19 protein-coding genes are annotated in these 19,969 nt (G+C 69.6%); 8 read left to right on the forward strand and 11 right to left on the reverse strand.

What is annotated here, in order from left to right; genetic code table 11:
* Positions 1–141: 141 nt before the first annotated feature.
* Entirely contained in the window at positions 142–1,422 is a 1,281-nt protein-coding gene (locus tag LZP97_RS14990) for a multidrug effflux MFS transporter (RefSeq protein ID WP_048774013.1), read from the reverse strand.
* An 80-nt stretch (positions 1,423–1,502) separates the two neighbouring features.
* Positions 1,503–2,525: a zinc-dependent alcohol dehydrogenase family protein gene (locus tag LZP97_RS14995; protein WP_048774012.1), complete on the reverse strand. Its 1,023-nt coding sequence runs from the start codon at positions 2,523–2,525 to the stop codon at positions 1,503–1,505.
* A gap of 142 nt (positions 2,526–2,667) precedes the next feature.
* Here LZP97_RS14995 and LZP97_RS15000 point away from each other — a divergent pair, with 142 nt between their 5' ends.
* Positions 2,668–3,561, forward strand: coding sequence for a helix-turn-helix transcriptional regulator (locus tag LZP97_RS15000; protein WP_040270298.1), 894 nt, complete (start codon positions 2,668–2,670; stop codon positions 3,559–3,561).
* A gap of 33 nt (positions 3,562–3,594) precedes the next feature.
* On the opposite strand, the gene LZP97_RS15005 is transcribed toward LZP97_RS15000, so the two are convergent.
* Together LZP97_RS15005 and LZP97_RS15010 are read right to left on the reverse strand one after the other, a co-directional pair.
* Positions 3,595–5,337: a hypothetical protein gene (locus LZP97_RS15005; protein ID WP_059174979.1), complete on the reverse strand. Its 1,743-nt coding sequence runs from the start codon at positions 5,335–5,337 to the stop codon at positions 3,595–3,597.
* Between the two features lie 546 nt (positions 5,338–5,883).
* Positions 5,884–6,942, reverse strand: a complete 1,059-nt coding sequence (locus LZP97_RS15010; protein ID WP_048774008.1) for a beta-mannosidase — start codon at positions 6,940–6,942, stop codon at positions 5,884–5,886.
* 430 nt (positions 6,943–7,372) lie between these two features.
* Here LZP97_RS15010 and LZP97_RS15015 point away from each other — a divergent pair, with 430 nt between their 5' ends.
* On the forward strand, positions 7,373–8,191 hold the full coding sequence (locus LZP97_RS15015; RefSeq protein ID WP_234574725.1) for a hypothetical protein: 819 nt from the start codon (positions 7,373–7,375) through the stop codon (positions 8,189–8,191).
* Positions 8,192–8,265: 74 nt separating this feature from the next.
* Here the strand turns inward: LZP97_RS15015 and LZP97_RS15020 are convergent, their stop codons facing one another.
* Positions 8,266–8,622 (reverse strand): type II toxin-antitoxin system PemK/MazF family toxin, encoded by a 357-nt coding sequence (locus LZP97_RS15020; RefSeq protein WP_048774004.1) that lies wholly within the window; start codon positions 8,620–8,622, stop codon positions 8,266–8,268.
* Positions 8,619–8,831, reverse strand: a complete 213-nt coding sequence (locus LZP97_RS15025) for a ribbon-helix-helix protein, CopG family (RefSeq protein ID WP_040270291.1) — start codon at positions 8,829–8,831, stop codon at positions 8,619–8,621. Before LZP97_RS15025 ends, LZP97_RS15020 begins: the two co-directional genes overlap by 4 nt.
* Before the next feature lie 208 nt (positions 8,832–9,039).
* On the opposite strand from LZP97_RS15025, the gene LZP97_RS15030 reads away from it, so the two are divergent.
* Positions 9,040–9,621 carry a GNAT family N-acetyltransferase gene (locus LZP97_RS15030; RefSeq protein WP_040270289.1) on the forward strand — a complete coding sequence of 194 codons (582 nt, stop codon included), beginning with the start codon at positions 9,040–9,042 and terminating at the stop codon, positions 9,619–9,621.
* 7 nt (positions 9,622–9,628) lie between these two features.
* Here the strand turns inward: LZP97_RS15030 and LZP97_RS15035 are convergent, their stop codons facing one another.
* Together LZP97_RS15035 and LZP97_RS15040 are read right to left on the reverse strand one after the other, a co-directional pair.
* Complete coding sequence (locus tag LZP97_RS15035) at positions 9,629–10,660, reverse strand: Ppx/GppA phosphatase family protein (RefSeq protein WP_040270287.1); 1,032 nt, start codon at positions 10,658–10,660, stop codon at positions 9,629–9,631.
* 113 nt (positions 10,661–10,773) lie between these two features.
* Entirely contained in the window at positions 10,774–11,748 is a 975-nt protein-coding gene (locus LZP97_RS15040; RefSeq protein WP_017679963.1) for a GlxA family transcriptional regulator, read from the reverse strand.
* A 137-nt stretch (positions 11,749–11,885) separates the two neighbouring features.
* On the opposite strand from LZP97_RS15040, the gene LZP97_RS15045 reads away from it, so the two are divergent.
* Positions 11,886–12,524, forward strand: a complete 639-nt coding sequence (locus LZP97_RS15045; RefSeq protein ID WP_048774002.1) for an isochorismatase family protein — start codon at positions 11,886–11,888, stop codon at positions 12,522–12,524.
* Between the two features lie 193 nt (positions 12,525–12,717).
* On the opposite strand, the gene LZP97_RS15050 is transcribed toward LZP97_RS15045, so the two are convergent.
* Complete coding sequence (locus LZP97_RS15050; protein ID WP_048774000.1) at positions 12,718–13,122, reverse strand: hypothetical protein; 405 nt, start codon at positions 13,120–13,122, stop codon at positions 12,718–12,720.
* 260 nt (positions 13,123–13,382) lie between these two features.
* Complete coding sequence (locus LZP97_RS15055; RefSeq protein ID WP_048773998.1) at positions 13,383–14,348, reverse strand: alpha/beta hydrolase; 966 nt, start codon at positions 14,346–14,348, stop codon at positions 13,383–13,385.
* A gap of 158 nt (positions 14,349–14,506) precedes the next feature.
* Here LZP97_RS15055 and LZP97_RS15060 point away from each other — a divergent pair, with 158 nt between their 5' ends.
* Genes LZP97_RS15060 through LZP97_RS15070 form a run of 3 tightly spaced genes read left to right on the forward strand, consistent with a single transcriptional unit; the run spans position 14,507 to position 17,296 of the window.
* On the forward strand, positions 14,507–15,178 hold the full coding sequence (locus LZP97_RS15060; protein WP_048773997.1) for a hypothetical protein: 672 nt from the start codon (positions 14,507–14,509) through the stop codon (positions 15,176–15,178).
* Complete coding sequence (locus tag LZP97_RS15065) at positions 15,171–16,526, forward strand: glutamine synthetase family protein (protein WP_048773995.1); 1,356 nt, start codon at positions 15,171–15,173, stop codon at positions 16,524–16,526. Before LZP97_RS15060 ends, LZP97_RS15065 begins: the two co-directional genes overlap by 8 nt.
* The gene (locus LZP97_RS15070; protein WP_048773993.1) at positions 16,523–17,296 is read left to right on the forward strand and encodes a gamma-glutamyl-gamma-aminobutyrate hydrolase family protein; all 774 of its coding nucleotides are present in this window, start codon (positions 16,523–16,525) and stop codon (positions 17,294–17,296) included. The genes LZP97_RS15065 and LZP97_RS15070 overlap by 4 nt, the downstream gene beginning before the upstream one ends.
* A 71-nt stretch (positions 17,297–17,367) precedes the next feature.
* Here LZP97_RS15070 and LZP97_RS15075 read toward each other — a convergent pair whose 3' ends face one another.
* Complete coding sequence (locus LZP97_RS15075) at positions 17,368–18,045, reverse strand: TetR/AcrR family transcriptional regulator (RefSeq protein ID WP_048773991.1); 678 nt, start codon at positions 18,043–18,045, stop codon at positions 17,368–17,370.
* Between the two features lie 149 nt (positions 18,046–18,194).
* Between LZP97_RS15075 and LZP97_RS15080 the strand changes: the two genes are divergently transcribed.
* Entirely contained in the window at positions 18,195–19,961 is a 1,767-nt protein-coding gene (locus LZP97_RS15080; protein ID WP_234574727.1) for a class I adenylate-forming enzyme family protein, read from the forward strand.
* Positions 19,962–19,969 lie beyond the last annotated feature (8 nt).

The raw sequence follows: 19,969 nt of genomic DNA on the forward strand, positions 1-19,969 counted from the left end.
CCGGCGACGGCTGCGCGTGTTCACCGGGCCTCCATAGGTGGGTTGTTCGAGTGCGTCTCGGTACGCGCTCAGGTGTCGCGGGACGGCACAGGGTTGTAGTCCCGGGCTGAGGATCGCGGTGACGCCGGGCAGGCTGAAGGGTCAGGTGAACGCAGCGCGTTCCGGCACGTCGGCTGCCGGTCGGCGGAGCAGGACGTAGCCGCCGACCCCGAGCAGGGCCGCGGTGACGGTGACGACGCCCAGCGGCACCGCGGTCCCCGGACCGGCGAGGCCGACGAGGGGTGCGGTGAGGCCGCCGAATGCGAAGCGGGCCAGCCCGAGCAGTGAGGCGGCCGAACCGGCGACGTCGGGATAGTTTTCCAGTGCAAGGGAAGTCGACGGTGGTGTCGTGACCGCCACCCCACTGACCATCATGAGCAGTGAGACGACCATCGTGGCCAGGGGCAGATCCGCAGCGGCGGTGAGCAACACCCCACCGGCGCCGGCCACCACCATGATCAGACCGGCGACCAGGGTGCCCCGGACGGACCACCGCTCCGCGGTGCGTCCGGCGAGGAAGCCGAAGACCATGAATCCCAACGAGTTCAGACCGAAAGCGTACGAATAGCCCTGCGGTGACAGGCCGTAGATGCCCTGGAGCACGAAAGTGGCGCCGCTGAGATAGGCGAACAGTGCGGCGTTGACGAACCCCGTGACGAGGACTGCGCCGAGGAACACCCGGTCGGCCAGCAACCGGCGGAACACCCGCCCGGTGTCGGCCAGGCCACCGGTTCGCCGGCTGCCGGACGGCAGCGTCTCACGCAGCACAACGGCACTCGCGACGAGGATGGCCACGCCCACGACGGCCAGGAACACGAAGGTGCCCCGCCAGTCGGTGACCGTCGCCAGCTGTCCACCGATGACCGGGCCGACGATGGCGGCCAGGCCGCCGAGGATCGTCAGCCGGCCGTAGTAGCGCAGCAGCCGGACGCCGGAATACAGATCCCGGCCGGCGGCCTGGGCGATGACGATGCCGACCGCGCCGGTCAACCCCTGCACCAGGCGCGCCGCGACGAGCATCTCGATGGTCGGGCTCACCGCGCACCAGGCGGACGCCACGATGTAGGCAGCGACGCCGAGCAGCAGCGGGCGACGGCGGCCGAACCGGTCCGAGAGCGGACCCGCGACGACCTGCCCGAGCGCGAGCCCGAGCAGGCACGCGGTGACGGTCAGCTGCGCGGCCGACGTGCTCGCCCCGAGGTCGGCGGTGAGCGCGGGCAGGACCGGCAGGTACAGGTCCATCGAGATCGGGCCGAAGACGGTGAGCAGGCTCAGCACGACGCCCAGCGCCCGACCTCCGGTTCCGGGGCCCGAAACGCTGCCGACCTTGCCCACGGCGACCCGGTGGTCGTCGTGGCGGTCCGAGGTCAGGGAGGCAGGCATGAACGAACGGCTCCTGATGAGTTGTGAGTCGGCCGTGCGGCAGACTCGAGGTGGTGGCCGCCGGTCGGTGGCGGTCGGGGTCAGGGGCGGAGCAGGACCTTGATGGCGCTTCGCTCGTCCATGGCCTTGTAGCCTTCGGCGGCCTTCCCGAGGGGCAACTCGAGGTCGAACACCTTGCCCGGATCGATCGTTCGATTCCAGATCAGGTCGATCAGCTCGGGCAGGTACTGCCGGACCGGGGCCGGACCGCCGTGCAGGTGCACGTGGGAGAAGAACAGCTCGTCGCCGGGCAGCTGCACGTCGTGCGCGACGCCGACGTAGCCGACGTGCCCGCCGGGCCGAGTGGACCGGATGGCCTGCATCATCGACTCCTGGGTGCCGACGGCCTCGATCACCGAGTGCGCCCCCAGCCCGCCGGTGAGCTCCTTGACCCGGGCGACGCCCGCGTCGCCGCGCTCGACGACGATGTCGGTGGCACCGAACTCGCGGGCCAGCCGCTGGCGCGGTTCGTGGCGGCTCATCGCGATGATCCGCTCGGCACCCAGCTGCTTCGCCGCGAGCACCGCGAGCAGGCCGACGGCGCCATCGCCGACGACCGCGACGGTCTTGCCCGGTCCGGCTTCGGCGGCGACCGCACCGAACCATCCGGTGCCGAGGACGTCCGAGGCAGCCAGCAGCGACGGGATCAGGTCGGGGTCGGGCATGCCCGGTGTGGCCACCAGCGTCCCGTCCGCGAGCGGAACCCGCAGGAACTCGGCCTGGGACCCGAGCATGCCCATGATCACCCGGTGGACGCACGAACTCTGATAGCCGGCGCGGCAGATCTCGCAGGTGTTGTCGGACGCGAAGAACGACCCGACGACGAAGTCGCCGACCTCGATGCTGGTGACGTCCTCGCCGATCTCCTCGACGACGCCGACGTACTCGTGGCCCATGGGGATCGGGCCGTCGTAGGTCTCGACCCCGCGGTAGGGCCACAGGTCCGAGCCGCACACGCAGGTCGCGGACAGCCGGATGATCGCGTCGGTGGGTTCGACGAGGGACGGACGGTCGCGTTCCTCGACGCGGACGTCGCCGGGGGCGTGCAGGACTGCTCCTCGCATGACGGTGCTCCTTGATGGTCGAACTCGAGGTCCGGCATGTCTCCGGGCCGACTTCCATGAAACCCCGTGCACCGCCCGCGCGGGAGGTCGCGTTCATGGGGGGTACAAGCGCAACCTCCCTCGGCGACGCACCGGACGTACCGTGGACGGCGTGGACAACCGCGCCGACATCCGCAGCTTCCTCGCCACCCGGCGGGCCCGGCTGACCCCGCAGCAGGTCGGGCTGCCCGCCGGCGGCGGGCGCCGCCGGGTCCCCGGGCTGCGGCGCGAGGAGGTGGCCGTGCTGGCCGGGGTGAGCACCGAGTGGTACACCCGCCTGGAGAAGGGTCACATCGGCGGCGTCTCCGAAGACGTCCTCGAGGCGGTCGCCCGGGCACTGCAGCTCGACGAGGCCGAACGCACCTACCTGTTCGACCTCGCCCGCGCCGCCCGGCCCACCCACCGCGCACCCCGCGCCCGCAAGCAGGCCCAGGTGCGGCCGCGGGTGCAGTGGATGCTCGACTCGATGACCGCCTCCGCCGCATTCGTCCGCAACGGACGCATGGACATCCTCGCCACCAACGCGCTCGGCCGTGCCCTGTACTCGCCGCTGTTCACCGACGACCGCAGACCCGCCAACATCGCCCGGTTCCAGTTCCTCGACCCGGGCGCCCAGGACTACTTCCCGGACTGGGACGGCGCCGCCAGCGTCACCGTGGCGCTGCTGCGCGCCGAAGCCGGCCGCGATCCCCACAACAAGGACCTGCGCCAGCTCGTCGGCGAACTGTCCACGCTCAGTGAGGAATTCCGCACCCGGTGGGCGGCCCACAACGTCCGCATCCACCACGCCGGGAACAAGCAGTTCAACCATCCCGTGGTCGGAACGCTCGACCTCGTCTACCACTCCCTCGATCTGGCCGCGGACGACGACTGGGTCCTGGACCTGACCATCTACACCGCCGAACCCGCAACCGACTCCGAGGACCGGCTCAAGCTGCTCGCCAGCTGGGCCGCGACGCACCTGCCGGCCCACCCGGCGAGCGAACCGTCCAGCTGACCCGAGCCGTCGCGTCGAGTGCGTCGGCCCGTCTCACCGCTCCACACTGAACGTCGACTCCGCGCTCAGACCGGTGACGGCATCCTGCAGCCGCAGCGTGTACTGACCCGGGGTGGTGACCCGGAACTTCGTCAGTCCACCGAACGACGACGCGTACCCGTCGGAGCAGCGGGCGGACTTGTGGTCCTCGTGACGCTCCCCGTCCGGGCCGGTGAGAGTGACCGTGATCTGGCAGTGCTCCCCGCTGTACCGATCGTCACCGGTGCGGGCCGACCACCCGTACGACACCTCGACGGCCGGGTCCGCACCGGTCGACAGTTGATACAGGTACGGTCCGATCTTGCGGCCCGCGCGGACCGGTTCGGTCATCTGGTTGTCGAGTTCGAAACGGTCGATGGCGTACACCTCCTCGGGCACGTCCGACATGTCCACCGCATCGCCGCCGCGGGCGCGGAGGACGACCGTCGCCGAGTTGCGGCCGGTGAATTCGCCGCCGAGCCCCTGCACCATCGACCCCAGCAAGCCGGCGCTCTTCGGCAGCGAACCGATCCCGGTGACGAAGCTGCCCAACGCCTCCCGCGCGGTGCCGGCCGGCGAGAAGCTGGGCGATTTGACGGCCCACCCACCGGCGGTGGTGGTGCACTCGATCGCCTTGCGGCTCAGGTCCCCTGCCTCCCGGTCGCTTGCCGACACGATGCCCTCCATCGTGATCGGGTCGCCCATGCAGTCCAAGGTGGCGACGATGTCACCTGGGTTGGTCATCTCGAGCAGTGTGTTCCCACCCCACACCATCGACAGGCCGTGCGCGGCGGCGTCGACCAGCGACATCGCGGCGTGCACGCGCAGGTCGATCGTGCGTGGCACGTCGGCGGTGTCGTACACCAGATCGGTGACGCCCAGCGGGTGCAGCAACGCGCCGTCGCCGACGTCGGACGCAAGGATCGACCCGTAGACGATCGAGTTACCGGCTGCACCCACCGACAGTTCGGTGGTCTCCGCCCGCTCCGTGGGCGACGGCGTCGACCGGGCGATCCAGCCGAGGGAAGAGTTCGAGTGAAGCGACACCACGAGCTTGCCGTTCTCCTCGGCCAGGCACGGGTAGACGACCTTCTCACCCGGGGTGATCGCATCGTAGGTGACCTCGCCGATCGTCACCGGCTGACCGTGGCACGCCGGTTCGTCGATCGACGTGCCGAAGAAGCCCTCCACGTTCTCCTCGACGGTCTGCCGGATCTCGGAGAAGTCGACGAGTCCGCCACGGAACTCCGACAGGTGCGTCGTCTCGGCGGAGAGTGTCCGGGTGGCCTCGTCCCACGTCGCGGGCAGCAGCTCGGAGACGTCCGGGTTGCGATCACTCCGTGCGACCACGACGGGCTGCTGATCGTCGGTCAGGCCGTCGAACGTGTCGTCACCGTCCGGAATCCGGAATCGGACGGTCAGCGCCGACTCGGGCTGCTGCCCGTCTCCGAGGGTGATCGACGCGGCCGGCCGACTCAAGCGCAGTGCCGCGTCGTCGCCGGTGTCGACGGGGTCGAGCGCATCGACGACCAGCTCGGTGCCGACCGGCGCCACCCCGGCCGCCCCTTCAACCGTGACCGCCCCCTCCGGTAGTTCCGCGGTGAGCTCGACCCCGCCGGCCTCCACCGGCGCCGACGCGAGGTGCGCCGGCGCGGAATCGGGCGCCGCCGGTTCGGACGGCGGCGACTCGGTGGAGCACGCCGACATCGACACCGCCAGGAACGTCGCCACCGACCAGAACCCCCGGGATCGCCTCATACCGCAGTTCCTCCCCTTCGCCGGAGCACCGCGGCCGCGGGCTCGCCGTCCCGGGTCTCGGTCGTATCCGTCTGGCGGACACGTCCGTTCGAGCGACCCGGCGCACGGTGGCTCGATGCTAGACGACGGTCGGGCGCACGTCCGTGCACTCGTGGGACGACACGGCGCATTTCAGCGGATCCGTGCCGGGAGCACGTCCCGCACCGGACGCCGGGGCCGCTGTCGGATCGAGGCCGGCTCTGCGCGGATCCGGGTCGACCCCGGTGTCGCACACGCGGGGGCGCTGGTTCTCCGGTTCTTCGTGGAGGCCGAACGGTCGGGACGGAGACCGGCAGGACCTGCTCCCCAGAGACGACAAGTTCCGTCCTCCGTGAAGTAGCCGGACCGCTGCAGGAGGAATGCGGGTTCGCCACGACGACCGGCCAGGAACGAAGCGCGCTCGCTGTCGAGTGCATTGCGCTGATCAACTGTATTCGCCTCCGGAGCAGCCTCTTCAAACCTCGAGTGGTTGACCGCCCGGACTCGACAAACGACTCGACGGCCAGGTCAGCGGCTCCCGTGCCGCGCCAGCACGTCACGCACCGGATCGCCGGGGCCGATGTCGTACGTGCACTCGCCGGTGCGCGGATCGGGCACGAACGCCCACAGCAACGCGCCGGCGGCACCGTCCTCGCGGTAGCCGGTCAGAACCTCGTCCACCCGCCGGGCACGTTCGGTGAGCGACAGGCAACTGCCGGCTTCGATGCCGAGTTCGGCCACCAGGATCGGCTTGGTGACCTGGCCGAGGCGCACCGGCAGCCACGCCGCGTCGTCGTAGTCGTGGTACTGCAGCACGTCGAGGTAGGGCGACTGCGCGAGTTGCGCGTAGCCGTCCCCGGCGCTGCCGCACTGGTCCCCGCCGATCAGGCCGAGGGTGATCGGGTGCCGCGGATCGGTCTCGCGCACGATGCGGCCGACCGCGTCGGTCCACGACCGCAGCAGCTGCGCCGAGTCGGCCGGGCACGAACGTCGCGGCAGGCTGCACGCCTCGTCGCCGCACACGCCCGGCTCGGGCTCGCCCAGCAGGTCCCACGCGGCGAGCGCGGGTGAGACTCGCCATCGGTCCACTGCCAGCCGCACCCAGTCCGCGAAGCTCACCGCGAAGGGTGCCCGACGCGTGGTCCAGCCGTGCTCGTACCAGGCCCGGTCCTTGTACAGCTCGTTGCCGCACGCGCCGTCCTGCGGGGACAGCACCGGCATCACGAGCTGCCCGTTTCGTTCCGCCGCGGCGAACACGGCGTCGATCGCGGAGAAGTCCAGCGTCCCCGTCACCCGGTTCAGGGCGAGCGCCTGGAAGGCGTTGAACCGGGTCAGCGACGTCGAGGGCAGGGACGAGAAGTACGCATCCAGGTCCACCTGCGCGCCGCAGCCGCCGTTGACGTCCCAGTCGGACGCGAGCTGGTACGCGTTGAGCCCGGCCGGCCACCACGGTTTTCCGTCCAGGGTCAGGCCGCGGTGGTCGACGGCGACGCGCGCCGGTGGCGGCGGCTCCGGCGCCTCGGGTGGCGGTGGTGGCGCGCATGCGGTCGCCGCGATCAGACAGGCGACGACCACGGCTGCACGCATGCGCGAACGGTAGCCTCTTGCCGACCCGGCAGGAAGACCGTCCGCTCTGTCGACGGCAGGTGAGGGCCGGTCCGAATCAGGACCGGGACGCCCCGGTGAGCTTCGTGATGTCGGCGGCGTAGACGGTCATCCAGTGCGGATGAAGCCGGTAGTAGACCACGTCGTTTACCCTGACACCTTCTGTCAGGTTTGTTCGTCCGTATCGAAGACGCATCGGGCGGGCCATTCGACGACGAGGGCCTCGTCCGGTTCGCGCCGGACCGTGGGCGTCGCTGCCAGGAACCGGCAGCCCGGCGTCTCCGCCAGGACCGCCGGGGACCCTCCGACGCGTACGGTGTGACACGCGCCGAAACCCACGGCGCTCCGCCTCGGCGTCCGGGGTCCGATCGATTTGCGCCGACAGCGTGACCGATGCGGCACCATGTCGATCATGTGTTCCGATGTGGCGGCGAACCTGCTCGACACGGTGCCGGGCCGCATGCTCGTCCAGTGGTATCTACGTGCCGACCGCACCGCGGATCCGCAGACGTCCGTCACCGAGTTCGTCGAGGCCGGCTCGCTGGAGGATTTCGTCGAGGACACGCTGCGGATCATCGGCGAATACCTCTACGGCAACGGCGCCAACGAGATCCTGGATCTGCCCGTCGCCTCCCCCGCCGTCCGTGAGATGAGCGAGGCGATCTGCGCAGCCCTGCGCGCGCCGAGCCGCGACACGCTGGTCAGCCCGCAGGTGCATCAGGGCGCCGTCACCGAACTGAGCGTGCCACGGGTGCGCAACCGCGCGCGGCCCGGCGCGCTGCCCGACGGCGCGTTCTGGACCGCGACACCCCTCGACGACGGGACATCCGACACGTGGGGCGCCAGCGGCGAGAACCTGCGCAGCGCGACCGACCCCGCCCGCTACACGGTGCACTTCGACCCGGACGTCGCGCGGATCGTCCGGATCGACACCGCCGACGACTGGGCCGAGCTGATCGCCGCGCATCCGCTCGACTACCGCGGCGCGCACGTCCCGGACTGGCCGTCGATCGCCGAGCGGTGGGACGCGGTGCACCTGTCGGCCCTCGGCCTGCTGTGCGCCCATCCGCGGCTGTCGGAAGTGCCGTACGACCGGTACGAGGCGGGCGGCTACCGGCACAGCCAGTCCGGGCCGTGGCCCGGCGTCGGGGACTGGTCGACGGTGAGCACCGCATGGCTGCGGATCCCCGAGCGGTTCGAGATCCGCCCCACTGCCCCGGTCAGGCGATGAGAACCAGGGTGACGGACCTCGACCGGCAATGCGACCGCAACTCCCCGCGATCGCCCGGCCAGACGTCGTGGCCGTCAGCGCAGATCGAGATGCAGCCGTAGCGCTTCGTCGAGCGCTGCGAGTGTTCTCACCCCGAGTTTTCCGACAGGTTCGGCGTCCAGGCGGCGCACGGACACCGAACGTACCTGTTCTGCCTGAGCTTTCGACGCTCTGGCCAGACCCGACTCGTCGGGTTCCACGAGTACCTGGAACGGAAAGACGTGTGAGGTGCTGGCGATCAGAGGAACGACGGTGACCACTCCTCTGCCCAGGTTCTCGGCGGTCGCGTTGGCGCGGTCGTTGCTTACCACCACTGCCGGCCGACGCTTGGCCGCCTCGCTACCCTGCACAGGGTCCGGATCGACCCAGTGGATCTGCGCTCGGCGGATCATTCGGTGTCGGCCGTGGTGACGTCCCACGCGTCGTCTGTGTCGACTTCTGCAAAGGCCGTGGCGTAGTCCCGTTCGAGTCCGGCTGCCGCGAGCAGGCGGACAGCGGCTCGGACTCCCGCCGACCGGCCGCGGAGCCCGTGATCCCGGATGTACTCGTCGAGGACGTGGACATCCTCGTCCGGGAGACTGATCGTGAACTTGACGGTCATACTGCAAGCATGACCGAAGTATGACTGGTGCACATGATGCGATCCGCGGAGTCGGGTGCGATCAGTCGGGGCCGGGCAGGGCGTGTCCCCACGGCTCCGGCATGGACGCGATGCCGAGCGGCCGGAGACCGGAAAGCACCCCGTCACGCGACTGTGAGGAACTGAAAAGAACTCGCGGCGTCGCAGGCGTGCCTCTACGCTCGGCGCGATGACCGAGATCCGCCCCGCCGAGCCCGCCGACGTCGACCGCGCGACCCGCACCCTGGCGCGCGCCTTCGCGGACTATCCCTTCACCCGCCACACCGTCGATGCCCGCGACCACCTGCGCCGCGTCGAGGAGTTGCAGCGGTTGTACCTGACCGAGATCGGTCTGCGCTGCGGGCGGGTGTGGGTGTCCGACGACGCCTCGGCCGTCGCGGTGTGGACCATCCCCGAATCCACCGGCATGCCAGAGGCTTTCGCACGCATCGCCGGCCGCGTCGCCGAACTGTCCGGCGATCGGGCCGGCGCGGCGGCGGCCGCGGAGGAGGCGCTGGCGCCGCTGCGGCCCACCGAGCCGGCGTGGTTCCTCGCGACCGTCGCCGTCGATCCGGACCGGCAGGGCTCGGGTCTGGGCGGCGCGGTCCTCGGTCCCGGCCTCGGGGAAGCCCGCGGGGCGGGGGTACCGGCGTATCTCGAGACGTCGTCGGAGCGGAACGTCGCGTTCTACCGCAGGCTCGGGTTCGACGTCGTCGGGGCGGTGGACCTGCCCGGCGACGGGCCGCGCACGTGGGCGATGCTCCGCGAGTAGTGTCCCGTCACGCGAATCCCGTTCGCCTCGACGCTTCCGTCGGCAACGACACCAGCTGCGCCTTCTCCGGCTCGGAGGGCACCAGCGGTTGCAGCGGCAACGCGGCGTCCGGGGCGGTCACCGTCGCCAGGTGCTGCAGCATCACGCCCTCGCGCAGCGCCCACGGACTCACGTCGAGCAGATCGACGTCGAGCGCGCGCATCGCCTCGTCGGCGACGATCGCACCGGCCGGGATCTGCCGGGCCCGTGCGGGCGAGATGCCGCGCAGCCGCGCCCGCTCGCTCGTCGGCAGCTGCGTCAGCCGTCCCGCCCAGCGGTGCACGTCGCTGCGGCGCAGGGTGCGGCGCACGAACGGGCCTCGTCGCTGAGGCGCCGCGCCGGTCAGCCGGGCCAGCTGCTTGAACGTCTTGGACGTGCCCACCACCCGTCCGAACTCTCCTTCCCAGCGCAGCCGCTCCGCCGACTCGCTCAGCGTGTCGCGCACGAAGTGACGCAACTCCCTGACCTGGCGCCGGCGCGGCGGGTCGGAATGGAGATAGGTGCGGGTGAGCAGCCCGGCGCCGAGCGGCAGCGACAGGACGAACTCCGGTTCGGCGTCGCGCCCGAACGCGATCTCCATCGATCCGCCGCCGATGTCGAGCATGAGGATTCGGCCCGCGGACCATCCGTACCAGCGGTGCACCGCCACATACGTCAACCGGGCCTCCTGCAACCCGGACAGGTACTGCGGACGGATCCCGCATTCGGCGTGGATCTGTTCGAGGACCGCATCCCGGTTCGCCGCGTCACGAATCGCCGCGGTGACGAACGGGTACAGCTGTTCCACCTCGTACCGGTGCGCCGCCGCGAGGGTGCGGCTCACGGCCTGGCAGACGCGTTCGATACCGGCCTCCTCCAGGCAGCCGTCGTCGCCGATCGCCTCCCCCAGCAGCGTGGAGGTCTTGACCGCGTGGATCGGCAGCGGTGGGGCCCCCGGCAGCGCCTGCACGATCTGCAGTTGCGCCGAGTTCGAGCCGATGTCGAGGACTCCGAGCCGCACACCTTCGAGTATTCTCCGGTCGCCGCTCCCCCACCACCGTTCCGAGCCGCCGTATCGTGCGGGTGACGAACGGCGGCCGGCTCACCGCGGTGACGGCGGATCGGTTTCCGGTGTCACAGCCGTGACTTCGTGCGCACCGGCGGGGTCGATGCGAACTGCCTCCGATAGGCCGTCGGGGTGACCGCGAAGGCGGCACCGAAGTTCTGCCGGAAGGTGACGGGACTTGGGAAGCCACACGCGGACGCGACGGCGTCGATGCTCCAGTCGGTCGTCTCGAGCAGAACGCGCGCCTCCTGCAGGCGACATTCGAGGATCCAGCGTGCCGGTGTGGTGCCGGTGGCCTGCCGGAAGTGGCGGACGAAGCTGCGCCGGCTCATCTTCGCGTGGTCGGCGAGACGGTCGACCGTGAGCGGTTCGTCGAGCCGGGTCAGCGCCCACTCGAGCACCTCGGCGATCGCGGTGTCGGTGGCGGGCCGGGCGAGGGGACGCTCGATGTACTGCGCCTGTCCGCCTTCCCGGTGCGGAGCCACGACCAGGTGCCGGGCCACGCGGGCGGCGATCGCCGAGCCGAGGTGCTTGCGCACCAGGTGCAGGCAGGCGTCGATCGCCGAGGCGGTCCCCGCGGAGGTCAGGACGTCGTCGTGGTCGATGTAGAGCACCGACGAGTCCACCTCCGTGCCGGGGCAGCGTTCGGCGAGCAGCGGCATCGCCTCCCAGTGGGTGACCGCCGAGCGACCGTCGAGCAGTCCGGCCTCGGCGACGGCGAAGGCGCCCAGGCACAAGCCGGCGATCACGGCGCCCCGCGCATGTGCCTGGTACAGAATCTCTTTCAAGGTGTCCCCGACCGGCTCCGGGGGATGGGACCACGACGGGACGATCACGATGTCGGCCCAGTCGACCGCCTCCGGCCCGGCGACCTCTCCGATCGGGTACCCCTCGGCGGTGCGGACCGACCCGGCCCGGTCGCTCCACAATCGGGTCTGCCAGTCCGGAGCGAGATCGAGCCGGCTCACCTCGCCGAACACCATCAGCGGTGCGGCGAGGTGGAACATGGTGATGCCGTCGAAGGCGTAGACGGCGATGCGCATCCGATCCTCCCGAATTGGCCCGACTTCATCGAAAGTGTGCATTAGTGCCACTCACGGTCAGGGTAGCGCGCGGGAACAATCGAACGGGAGGCGCCCCGCCGGGGCGCGAAACCCCCTCGAACACCCGGGAGAACACTGTGACCGCACCCCGCCGCGCCCTCGTCGTCGTCGACGTCCAGCAGGAATACTTCGACGGCCCGCTCGAGATCCAGCATCCGCCGCGTGAGGAGTCGCTCGCCAACATCGCCGCCGCTCTCGACGCCGCCGCGGCCCACGACGTGCCGATCGTCGTCGTCCAGCACCGCATGCCCGACGGCGCCCCCGTCTTCGTCGAGGGCTCGACCGGGTGGTCGCTGCATCCGGAGATCGAGCGGCGCATCGACCCGGCGTGCAAGCGGGTCGACAAGCAGTACGCGAGCGTCTTCGCAGGCACCGACGTGGCCGAGTGGCTGCGTGCCCGCGAGGTCGACACCGTCACCATCGTCGGCTTCATGACCAACAACTGCGACCTCGCGACCGCCGCGGAAGCCGAGGCGCTCGGATTCGCCACCGAGATCCTCTCCGACGCCACCGGCGCGATCCATCTCGCCAATCAGGCGGGGCAGGTCTCCGCTCAGTCCCTGCACGCCACGCTGATGGTGTTGTTGCAGTCCAACTTCGCCGCGGTCACCACGACCTCCGAGTGGATCGCCGCCGTGAAGTCCGGCGCGACGCTGCCCACGAGCAATCTGGTCGAGTCGGCCCTGCAGGGACGTTCGGCGGCCGCGCCGGTCTGACAACCAGCACCTATCGGCGGCATGGTGGGCCTCGGCGCAACCTCTACCAGTGCCGGCACGACCGCCTACCCACCCGACCTGGGAGGCGTTCTCTCGGCACGGTTGCCGGCCGTACCGATCGTGCTGCTCGACCCACTACTCGACCGGAGCGAAGAGATCAGGTGCGGCAGCGGTCCTGACCACAGCGCGTGAGTCAGGACCGCTCCGCTGATCTCGACACCACGAGGCCGGCCCCTACTACCGTCTGGCCGATCAGCATTGTTCCGGGCAGCGCCACGAGTTCCCACCCGGTCGCCGAGGGCAGCCACAACGATGCGATGCACGCGACGAACAACGCCACCGTTGCCACCTGGCCGGTCGCGATGAGGCGGTGCCCTGCCGAGGTGAGCCGGCGGCGCACGAACAAGATCAGCGACGCCGCAGCGGCCATGATGCAGACGACGAACCCGACCAGCCCGGGATAAACGAACAACGGCTCGAATGCCGGAGAGCCGCCGACAGAGATGTACCCGGTCGTCACCAACTGGGGAAGCATCCACCCTGCGATCAACAGTGCGCACACCACGCTGACGTAGGAACAGCCGACCAGGAATCTCATCCGGAGCAGGCTAGCCGGTCGCCGCTGCTACCAGGCCCTGACATGACCGACGACGAGCGCTTTCACCATCACCCCAACCGGCGATGCCGCAGTCCCGTTCTGCAGTGGTGACCGTTCGTCGGTGGTGAAAGCGGGACCGAACCGTCTGCGGAACACGGCCGGAGCCGGCCTTCTTCCCGTCGTCGACGCCCGCTCCCGGATCTGCGTTGGCGGGGCGCGATCCCGGCTCTCCAGCGTCGCCACCGCCCCACGGTGCGGAGCTACGCCCGTGCGATCTCGCGCAAGTACCGACACACCTCGTCGACCGCTTGCTTCGCCTGCGCGAACACGCCGATCTCGGTGAAGAATCCGTGGAAGACGCCGGCATACCTGGTCAGCGAGACGGGGACGCCGTCGCGCCGCAGTCGTACCGCGTACGCCTCAGCGTCGTCCCGGATCGGGTCGACCTCTGCGGTCAGGACCAGGGCAGGCGGCAGGCCGCGCAACGACTCGGCGCGCATGGGTGCCGCGAGGTGGTCGTCCGTCCGATGTTCCGGGCCGATGTATTGGTCCCAGCACCAGCGCGCGTCCGCGGTGCTCAACAGCGGCGCGTCGGCGAAGTCCGACCACGACGGGGCGGTGAACGTCCCGTCGACGGCGGGATAGGCGAGCACCTGGGCGACCGGGGGGAGGCTGCGCTCGTCGCGTCGATACAGGCACAGGGCGGCGGCAAGATTGCCGCCCGCGGAGTCGCCCCCGACCGCGATGCGCCCCGGATCGATGCCGAGCTCCGGTGCTGTCCGGATCAGCCATTCGTAGCCGTCGATGCAGTCTTCCAGCGCTGCCGGGTAGGGGTTTTCGGGAGCCAGACGGTAGTCCAGGGACACGACCGTCCATCCGGATCCGGCGGCGATCGCGCGGCACAGTTCGCCGGCTCCGTCCAGGGTTCCCAGGACGAAACCACCGCCGTGCAGGTAGACGAGGGCAGGAGTACTGCCGTCGCCGCCGACCCGGTCCGCGCGGTACAGGCGAGCCCGGATCGTACCTGCGCGGGTCGGCACGATCAGTTGTCGGACCTGGTCCAGGGGCGTGATCGGCTCGTCGGGTGGAGCCGTGTTCAAGAGCGCCCGGGTCTGCTCCGGCCGCATGTGCCGGATGGGTTTCTGCAGGACCTGGGTGATCATCCGGGCCGCGGCCTGGGCATCGTCGTCGAGCAGATTCCACCAGGCGGGTGTGTTGTCGTTCATCTCGGGAACCTCGCGAGTCTTTGACAAGAAGTGATCCGTGCCTCATCATCATAGTCAATTGACCAAGACGTTTGACCATGAGTGGTCACGTTCCAACCGGGATCCGCTGCCGACGGTGTACCGCGCACACGATCTCGTCGAGTCGAAAGGACAGAGGGATGACCGAAACGACGATCGGCCCCGCGACATGCGGGGACGAAGCGGTCGGCGGGGTCGACATTCGGATCGAGGACGATGCGAGTCCGATCGTCCGTCTGATCGCTCGGACGATCACCGATTCCGTCCGTGGGGACGGCGCGGACTCCGTCATGACGGCGATGGAGGGAACGGTCGCGGTCCGCTCCCACGACACCCCGCAAGCTGCGACGATCAGCATTTCCCACGACACCGTCGTGGTGTCGAGCGGTGTGCTCGTCGAGCCCGACCTCACCTTGACTGTCGACCTGAACGCACGGTTCGCGCTGGTCGGTGAGCCTGCTCTCGCAGGCGACGATGATCTCGCCGCCACGGCGCTGACGCTGCTGTCGCCGCCGCTGCCGGACTGGCGGGTCGCCGCGGAGAAATTCTGGGCCACGGCCCGGTCGGTGCCGGGGATCCCCGATGTGCTCGTCGCGATCGCGGACGGCCCCGGGGGATTGGCCCAGCTGGTCGTCGGCGAGGGCGAGACGCACTATGTGGTCGCCGGTCCCCCGGAGCTGCTGGCCGGCATCTTCTCGGGCGCCGACGACTTGATCGCCGCCCTGTCCACCGGCCTGATCGGCGTGCGCGGCACGCTCTCTCAGCTGTCGGTGCTGGTCGCTGCATCCTGGAAGGTTCGTTACGATGTCTGAAATCACCGCCACTGCAACGGAACGCGACGCCGCCGTCCACACGGTCCGACTCGAGGCCACCAACCACGAGGGCTCGTTTCTCGGAAAGAACGTGGCGATCCGCAAGTTCGCCGCGAGCGCGGACTCGGGCTTCGCGTTCGCCGATCTGCTGTTCGGTCTCGACCTGGGCAACGCGCCGACTTTCGGATTCGCCTACCCCGACTGGCGGGGGCACCTCGCCGACCTGCAGTTCCGACCCGACATGTCGACGTTGGTGCAGTGGGAGCCGGGCCTGCAGTCCGTGATCGGCGACTACTGGCAGGCGGACGGCACTCCGGTCGGGTCCTGTCCGCGAAATCTGGCCCGGAAGCTGGTCGACCGACTTGCAACGCGCGGTTTCACGGCCACCGTGGCGGTCGAGATCGAGGCGACTCTGTTTCAGGAGTCCATCCACGAGGCCCGCGCCAAGGGATATCGCGATCTGGCCCCGCTCGGCGGGTGCGCCGGAACCGCGTATCACCTGGCGAAATCGAAGGATTGGATCGACTACATGTCGGCGGTCTCCCGTCGCCTCGACGAGATCGGTATCGAGTGGGAAGCGTGGAGCGACGAGGACGCAGCCGGCCAGGTCGAACTCAACCTGGTTCCCGGTGACCCGATCTCGGTCTGCGATGCCTGGGCGCGCACCCGGCAGGTGATGCGCGAGGTGGCGTTCGAACTCGGTCACACAGTGACCTTCATGGCCAAGCCGACGGCCGGGTACGGCCAGGCCTCGCACGTCAACCTGTCCTTGCAGAGCGCCGGGACCAACGCGTTCTACGCCGCGGACGGGCCGTCGCCGACGATGCGGCACGCGGTCGGCGGGCTCCTCGCGACGATGCGGGGTGCGACCTCGATCATGCTGCCGCAGATCACCTCCTACCGCCGTCTGGTCGACCTGAGTGGGCCGCCGACGACGGTCACGTGGGGCATCAGCAACAAGAGCACCGCCGTACGCGCGGTGTGCGGGCACCCGGCGTACTCCCGCCTCGAGTACCGCGTTCCCGGTGCCGACGCCAACCTGTACCTCGCGGTGGCGGCCATTCTCGCCGGGGTGATCGCCGGCCTCGACGGTGCGATCGAGCCGCCCGAGCCGGTCGCCGACATGGCGTGGTGTGTGCCCGACCTCGAGCGGCTGCCGGACACCATCACCAAGGCGGCCGCTGCACTCGAGACGGACCCGATCCTGCGGGAACAACTCGGGGACGAGTTCGTCGACTACTGGGTCGGTACGCGGCGGTGGGAGTGGATGCAGTTCCACACCACGGGCGGTGATCCGTTCGCCGAGCTCTCCGCATGGGAGTCGGCGCGATACTTCGAGTTCCCGTGACGGCGGGGAACGCGACGCCGGGCACCCGTCGGCCGCTGATCGGCATCACCGGCCGACGGTTCCGGCTGGGGCTGGTCGACGGACTGGACAAGCGCTACGGTCATCTGTTCGCCGATGCCTTCATGTCCGACTTCTCGGACCGCATCGCCAGGGCCGGTGGGGTTCCGGTGAACCTGCCCTACGATGCCGACCCGGAGGCACTGTGCCACTGGCTGGCGGGTGTGGTCGTCACCGGTGGCCAGGACGTTCACCCCCGGTTCTGGGGTGGGGATCTGTCGGTGGTCGGCGACGTGGATCCGCGGGACGATCCGATGGTCCACGATCCCGACCGGGACGCGTACGAGATCGCGCTCGTGCATGCCGCACTCGCCGGAGGCATCCCGGTGCTCGGGGTGTGCCGGGGCCTGCAGATCCTGAACGTCGCTCTGGGCGGCACGCTGATCGCCGACCTTCCGTCCGGCTCCGTCGAGCACCTGTCGGGTTCCGGTCCGCTCACCGACGGTGCCGACGACCACAAGGTGACGTTCGCGCCCGGCTCGATCGCGGAACGACTGTTCGGCGCCAGCGCTGTCACCAACTCCTGGCACCACCAGGCGGTCGACCGCTGCGGTACCGGCCTGGTAGTCACGGGCCGCACGGCCGACGGCGTCGTCGAAGCGGTCGAGCTGCCGGGGTCGGCGGTACTCGGTGTCCAATGGCATCCCGAGTGGATGGAGCGCGAAGATCCGACCCTGGACTGGATCGTCGCCGAAGGCAACCGGCGGACCTGACACCACCGAAAGGCCGTCGGCCGTCACCGACAAGGTGGCGGCCGACGGTTGCCTCGCCATGTCGGGCGGTATCACTCCATCCTGACCCAGGACACGAGCGAGCTCATGGCTTCCTCGGATGAAGCCTGCGAGGGCGGGGTCGGCCGCTTCGAGAGATCGCCGAGGTTGGCGGTCATCCAAGCGTCGAGCACGCCGAGGACGACTTCGATGTGCGGCTTCGCCGTAGTGCGGTCGGCGGACAGCCAGTTGAGCGCGAATCCGTCGGACAGAACGGACACGATGTAGGTCAGTTCGTCGAGCGCATTGGGGTCGATCGACTGGCCCGCAGCGGTCGAGGCGGCCTGGAGGATCGGCCGCATGGTCGCGAATGCCTCGCGGTACACCATCTCGGCCTGCATGCCTTCCTGGCGCTGGGCCCAGCTGATCAGCTCGACGATCGCCGCACCGAATTCCGGATTCGCCAGGTACCACTCCATCAGGCCGCGCAACAGGGCGCGCGCGGTGGTCGCCACGTCGCTATGGACATCGTTGCGGGTCAACACTTCTCGATACTGCCCGGCGACATGCTCGAAGACCGCCGCGAACAGCGCCTCCTTCGTGGCGAAGCAGTAGTGCAGTGTGGCCAGCGGAGCGTTCGCCTCCTGCGCGATGCGGCGTGTGGTGGCGCCGTCCACCCCGTGGGCGGCGATCGTACGGACGGCCGCGGTCACCAGTTCGGCGCGACGTTCGGCGGCGGGAATGCGAGCCATGCGGGGCCTCCTGGTGAATCGAATGCAATCAACTGATCAAGTCGATCTCAACGCTACCAGCCGATTCGAGGCCGCCGCGTCACCGTTCGGCCGTTCCGGGCGTTGAATCGGCCATACGACTTGATCAGATGACCATGTTCTTCTAGGCTATGACGGAACCCACAGTCCGGCGCCATGGGCGATCGGGGGTCACGGGCCACGAGCCCGTCGCGGATGGGCCGTCACGACACGAGATCGCGAACTGCGCCCACATCAGCGCCGCATCACGCCAGCCAAGCCTGAAGAGGATGACCATGACCGGAGCCGAACCAATTCGACCGGAACGTGTTCCGGCACCGACCTGGATGGTGCAGGACCCGCCGATCGACAACCTCGTCGACCTCCTCACGGATCGAGCCGAGCGTTCCACCGGCCGGGAGTTTCTCCGGTTCGGCGACAAGTCCTGGACCTTCGGCGAGGTCGAGGAGTGGACGTCCGGACTGGCCCACCGACTGATCGACCATGACGCTGTCCGGGTCGGTGACCGTGTCGCGATCATGCTGCCCAACGTGGTGCAGTGGCCGATCGCCTGGCTCGCGATCCTCAAGGCCGGCGGCGTCACGGTGCCGGTGAACTCGTCGTATCAGCGCGCAGACCTCGAATTCGTGCTCCGAGACTCCGGCGCTCGGGTGCTGATCACCGATGGCGCGCACACATCGCTTGCCGAAGAGGTGTGTGCCGCCAGCGACGATCTGGCACACGTCCGGATCGTCGAAGCCCCGTCGCGCGACGAACTCGCGCAGTATCCGGCGGACCGGCCGCGGGTCGCGATCTCCGGCGAGACGCTCGCGAACCTCCAGTACACCTCGGGAACAACAGGATTCCCGAAGGCGTGCATGCTGACCCACGACTATTGGATCCGGCTGGGTTGGGTCTGTGCGGGCGCGGCGGGCCTCGGGACCGACGACGTCGTACTCACCTCACAACCGTTCTCGTACATGGACCCGCAGTGGAACACCTCGCTGTGCCTCACGATCGGCGCGCCGTTGGTGGTGCTGCCCCGGTTCTCCGCCTCGGGCTTCATGGCGGACGTCCGCCGGCACCGGGCCACGTTCTGTTACGTGCTCGGCTCGATGCCCACGCTGCTGTTCAAGCAGCCGCCGAGCCCGCAGGACCGGGACAACGACCTGCGCCTCGTGCTGTGCTCGGCAATCCCGGTTGCGCTGCACGCACAGCTCGAACAGCGCTGGGGCGCACCGTGGCGGGAGATCTTCGGGATGACCGAAAGCGGGGTCGACCTGGTCAGCCTGCCCGAGAGCGCTGCCGACGTCGGCAGCGGACGACTCGGGCAGCCGGTTCCCACCAAGCAGGTCCGGGTGGTCGATCCGCAGGGTGGAGACGTGGCCGCCGGAGAACCCGGCGAGCTGATCACCTCCGGCAGACCGATGATGCTCGGCTACTGGAACCGTCCCGGCGACACCGCACACGTCCTGCGCGACGGCTGGCTGCACACCGGCGATCTCGCGGTCTGTGAGGCGGACGGCTACCGCCTGGTGGGCCGGATCAAGGACATGGTCCGCCGCGGCGGGGAGAACATCGCCAGCGCCGAGGTCGAACGCGTCCTCGAACGCGACGACACCGTCGTCGCGGCGGCGGTGGTGGGCGTCCCGGACGAACTGTTCGGCGAGGAGGTCAAGGCCTTCGTGCAGCTGGCCCCCGGGGTCGATCAGAATCGCGCGACCGCAGAGCGGATCATCAACTCCGCGCGAATGGCATTGGCACGCTTCAAGGTTCCACGCTACGTCGAGTTCGTTGCCGAATTCCCGCGCACCCCGTCCGAGCGGGTGTCCAAGCCGGCGCTCAGGGCACGCTCGGCCGAACGCCCCGGCACCACGTACGACCTGCAGCCGCCGCGCACGGCCGGCAACGGCAACTGAGGAGCCGG

Origin of the sequence: Rhodococcus sp. DMF-1 (assembly GCF_021441945.1) — a bacterium.
Classification (GTDB): Bacteria; Actinomycetota; Actinomycetes; order Mycobacteriales; family Mycobacteriaceae; genus Rhodococcus; species Rhodococcus ruber.